Source organism: Mesorhizobium sp. M2C.T.Ca.TU.002.02.1.1 (assembly GCF_003997225.1).
Map to the genome: position 1 here is coordinate 1 of NZ_RZTO01000532.1, position 4,427 is coordinate 4,427.

Below are 4,427 nucleotides of genomic sequence, written 5' to 3' on the forward strand. Positions count from 1 at the left end.
ATCGCCTTGGCCCAGGGGTAAAAACCCTCGCCGGCGACGAAATAGAGCAGCGCCGTCAGCACGACGAGCACGGCAATGCCGATCACCATGCGCTTCATCGCCTGGCCGGTGCTGTTCTCGTTGCTCACATTGTTCATCGATGGCTCCTCACCATTTTGACCATCGCCTCGACATGCGCCACCGGCGTTTCCGGCGTGATGCCATGGCCGAGATTGAAGATCAGCGGCCCGCCACCCAAAGTCCTCAGGATCGCATCGACGCCCTCGGCCAGTGCCTTGCCGCCGGCGACCAGCCTCAGCGGATCGAGATTGCCTTGCACCGCGCCTTCGCGCTGCAATTCCTTCGCCATCGACAACGGCACCGTCCAGTCCAGGCCGAGGCCGGCGATACCGGTCTTCTTCCTATAGTCGCGATAGCGCTCGCCGGCGCCCTTCGGGAAACCGATCACCGGCACATTAGGGTGGACCGCCTTCACCTGCCGCACGATCTCGGCCACCGGCTCGACGCAAAAAGCCTCGAAGGACGGTTCGTCCAGCACACCCGACCAGGAATCGAAAATCTGCACTGCATCGGCGCCGGCCTCGATCTGGCGGATCAGATAGGCAGCCGAATGATCGGCCAGTGTCTTCAGAAGCCGTGCGAAGGCCTCGGGCTCGCGATAGGCGAAAAGCCGGGCAGGGCCCTGGTCGGGCGTGCCGTGCCCGGCGATCATATAGGTCGCCACCGTCCAGGGCGCGCCGCAGAAGCCGAGCAGCGTCGTCTCGCCGGGCAGTTTCACGCGCAACCGGCGCACGGTCTCGTAGACCGGTTCGAGATTCACGTGAAACATATCGCCGTTCAGCGCCGGGATCTCGGCCGCCGAAATCGGCTTCAGGACCGGTCCGCGGCCCTCTTCGAAACGGACATCCCGTCCAAGGGCATTGGGCACGACGAGAATGTCGGAAAACAGGATCGAGGCATCGAAGCCGAAGCGTTCGATCGGCTGCAGCGTCACCTCGACGGCAAGGTCCGGATCATAGCAGAGATCGAGGAAGGATCCCGCCCGCTTCCTTGTCTCGCGATACTCCGGAAGATAGCGGCCAGCCTGGCGCATCATCCAGAGCGGCGGCGGTGAAACCGTCTCGCCCTTGAGGACGTCCAGCACGATCCGTTTCCCAGCCATTCAGCGCTGCCCTCTCTACAGCGCCGCGCGTCCTCTGACGCGCAAAGGACGCTGTAGCGCTTTCATTTGGCGCATGATCCTTTCCGAACCTCCGGTTCGGGGTCATGCGCGTCCTCTTAAATCAAATATCTATTTTAAAAGAGTCTTCTGATTCTAAGAGTCTGTTGGTTGTGATGGTTGCGACCTGTCCAGCTTGCGGCTCGAAAAGGCCAGTCAGCATATTGTCGCGTACTCGCTTTCGCAATTTGGAGGGTTCTGGGGACGAAGCGGATTCAGGCTTTGGAGTCAAAAGCTTGGGCTTTCCGTTCCAAACGCCGTGTTGTGGATGAAACCGGCCAAGAAAAGTTGATCCCCGGTTTTGTCCCCAGCACCGCGACAAAGCCTACAGCGGGTCGAATTGTGGACAAGCGGCCATCTGATACAGTCGCTTTCCCACCCAAGGCCGGACCATCCAGCCTTGTCCACAATTGCCCACAGCCTGGACCCATCCCCTGTGAACAAACCTCAGAGCTTCTTCCATTTGCATCTGATCTCGGACGCCACCGGTGAAACCCTGCTGGCGGCCGGCCGCGCAGCGTCCGCACAATACAAGGACGCGCGCGCCATCGAGCATATCTATCCGCTGATCCGCACCGAGAAGCAGATCGCCAAGGTCTTCGAGGACATCGAGGAGGAGCCCGGCATCATCCTCTACACGGTGGTCGACCAGAAGCTGGCGCGCTCGATCGACGAGCGCTGCGCGGCCATGGGGCTGCCTTGCGTCTCGGTGCTGGAGCCGGTGCTTGCCGTCTTCCAGTCCTATCTCGGCACGCCGGCCGGCCGCCGTGTCGGCGCCCAGCATGTGCTCGACGCCGAATATTTCCGCCGCATCGATGCCTTGAACTTCACCATGGAGCATGATGACGGCCAGCTGCCGGCCAATATGGACGATGCCGATATCGTGCTGATCGGCATCTCGCGCACGTCGAAGACGCCGACCTCGATCTATCTCGCCAATCGCGGCATCAAGACCGCCAACATCCCGATCGTGCTCGGCGTGCCGCTGCCCGAAAGCCTGATCGCCGCCAAGACGCCCTTGGTCGTCGGTCTCGTCGCCACGGCCGAGCGCATCTCGCATGTCAGGCAGAACCGTATCCTCGGCAACAGCGCCGCCTTCGTGCCGACCGACTATGTCGACCGCGCCGCCATCAACGAGGAGCTCGCCTATGCCCGCCAGCTCTGCACCAGGCATGGCTGGCCGATGATCGATGTCAGCCGCCGCTCCATCGAGGAAACGGCCGCGGCCATCGTTGCCCTGCGGGGCAAGAACAGATAACGGAGATTGGCCGAGACGCCGGCTGCTTCGTCATCCTAGGGCGGAGCAAGGAGCGCAGCGACGCGGCGTAGGCCCTAGGATCCGTGCCATGACGTCGAAGTATTGCAACGGTGTAGAATTCTGCTCCGCTGCGCCCCTCGGCTGGAGTTACGGCATGGATCCTAGGGTCTTCGCGACGGAGCTTCGCTCCTGCTTCGCCCTAGGATGACGAAGTTCGTAAGGCTTGGCCATTCTCCAAAGTTTGTGCTGGACCGCCGGACAAACGATGAGTCAACAGCGTCAGGGAACTAGTGCATGCCCGAAAAGATCATCCTCGCCTCCGGCAGCCCATTCCGAAAAACCATGCTCGTCAATGCCGGCCTCGACATCGAGGCGGTGCCGGCCGATGTCGACGAGCGCGCGCTCGAGGCTCCGCTGAAGGACAGCGGCGCCTCGCCGGAGGACGTCGCCTCGATCCTGGCCGAGGCCAAGGCGACCGAGGTCAGCGAGCGCAGGCCCGGCGCGCTGGTGCTCGGCTGCGACCAGACGCTGTCGCTGGGCGATGAGGTCTTTCACAAGCCGGCCGACATGGAAGGCGCGCGCCGCCATCTGCTCGCTTTGTCCGGCAAGACGCATCAATTGAACAGCGCCGCGGTGCTCTGCCGCGACGGCGCGGTGCTGTGGCGCCATGTCGGCGTCGTGAGCCTCACCATGCGCAGGCTCGATCCCGCCTTCATCGGCAGGCATCTGGCGCGCGTCGGCGCCAAGGCGCTCTCCAGCGTCGGCGCCTATCAGATCGAGGGCGAAGGCATCCAGCTGTTCGAGAAGATCGAGGGTGATTATTTCACCATCGTCGGCCTGCCGCTCCTGGCGGTACTGAAGGAGCTGCGCGACCTGGGAGCCATCGATGGCTGAGAAACGAGCCTTTGTCACCGGACATCCGATCGCCCATTCGCGCTCGCCGAAGATCCACGGCTACTGGCTCAAGCAATACGGCATCGATGGCAGCTATGAAGCGATCGACGTCGCGCCGGCGGATTTTGCCGCCTTCCTCAAATCTCTCGGCAAGGACGGCTATCGCGGCGGCAATGTCACCATCCCGCACAAGGAGGCGGCGTTCGCCGGCGTCGCCCGTCGCGATCGCGCGGCCGAAGCGATCGGCGCGGTCAACACGCTGTGGTTCGAGGATGGCGTTCTGTGGGGCGGCAATACCGACGGCTACGGCTTTGCCGCCAACCTCGACCAGCATGCGCTTGGATGGGCGGCCAATGGCCCGGCCGTGGTGCTCGGCGCCGGCGGCGCCTCCCGCGCGGTCATCCATGCGCTGAAGGAGCGCGGGGTGAAGGATATCCGCATCGTCAACCGGACGCTCGCCCGGGCAGAGGAACTCGGGCGCCATTTTGGCGCCGGGATCTCGGCGCATGGCGCTGAAGCGCTCGGCGAACTGCTCGGCGATGCCGGTCTGCTCATCAACACCACGTCGCTCGGCATGCATGGCAATGAAACCCTGGCCGCCGATCCGGGCGCGTTGCCGGACCACGCCATCGTCACCGACATCGTCTATGTGCCGCTGGAGACGCCTTTGCTCGCCACGGCCAGAGCACGGGGCCTGAAAACGATCGACGGTCTCGGCATGCTGCTGCATCAGGCGGTGCCAGGCTTCGAGCGCTGGTTCGGCCGCAAGCCCGACGTCACGCCCGAATTGCGGCGCATGATCGTCGCCGACATCGAGGGCCATCGATGATCGTGCTCGGCCTCACCGGATCGATCGGCATGGGCAAATCGGCCACGGCGAAAATGTTCGCCGAGGCAGGCGTGCCGGTGCATGATTCGGACGAGACGGTGCATCGCCTGTATTCCGGCAAGGCGGCGCCTCTGGTCGAGGCGGCTTTCCCGGGCACGACGCAGGCAGGCGTGGTCGACCGCGTGAAGCTCGCCGGAAAAGTGCTCGCCGATCCGGCCGCGCTGAAG

Annotated in this window: 5 protein-coding genes; 4 read left to right on the forward strand and 1 reads right to left on the reverse strand. The window is 63.7% G+C overall.

Annotated elements, in window-relative coordinates:
* Positions 1-133: 133 nt before the first annotated feature.
* Complete coding sequence (hemE, locus tag EOD07_RS24165) at positions 134-1,162, reverse strand: uroporphyrinogen decarboxylase (RefSeq protein ID WP_127237232.1); 1,029 nt, start codon at positions 1,160-1,162, stop codon at positions 134-136.
* Between the two features lie 493 nt (positions 1,163-1,655).
* Between hemE and EOD07_RS24170 the strand changes: the two genes are divergently transcribed.
* The 4 genes from EOD07_RS24170 to EOD07_RS24185 form a co-directional block, all read left to right on the forward strand.
* Positions 1,656-2,477, forward strand: coding sequence for a pyruvate, water dikinase regulatory protein (locus EOD07_RS24170; RefSeq protein WP_127237233.1), 822 nt, complete (start codon positions 1,656-1,658; stop codon positions 2,475-2,477).
* 294 nt (positions 2,478-2,771) lie between these two features.
* Entirely contained in the window at positions 2,772-3,371 is a 600-nt protein-coding gene (locus EOD07_RS24175) for a Maf-like protein (RefSeq protein ID WP_127237234.1), read from the forward strand.
* Positions 3,364-4,200, forward strand: a complete 837-nt coding sequence (locus EOD07_RS24180; protein WP_127237235.1) for a shikimate dehydrogenase — start codon at positions 3,364-3,366, stop codon at positions 4,198-4,200. Before EOD07_RS24175 ends, EOD07_RS24180 begins: the two co-directional genes overlap by 8 nt.
* Positions 4,197-4,427 (forward strand): dephospho-CoA kinase (locus EOD07_RS24185; protein ID WP_127237236.1); only part of this gene is annotated, 231 nt, incomplete at its 3' end. The genes EOD07_RS24180 and EOD07_RS24185, both read left to right, overlap by 4 nt.

Coding starts and splice junctions, on each gene's coding strand:
- EOD07_RS24180 (WP_127237235.1), top strand. CDS start 3,364: ATGGCTGAGAAACGAGCCTTTGTCACCGGACATCCGATCGCCCATTCG.
- hemE (WP_127237232.1), bottom strand. CDS start 1,162: ATGGCTGGGAAACGGATCGTGCTGGACGTCCTCAAGGGCGAGACGGTT.
- EOD07_RS24175 (WP_127237234.1), top strand. CDS start 2,772: ATGCCCGAAAAGATCATCCTCGCCTCCGGCAGCCCATTCCGAAAAACC.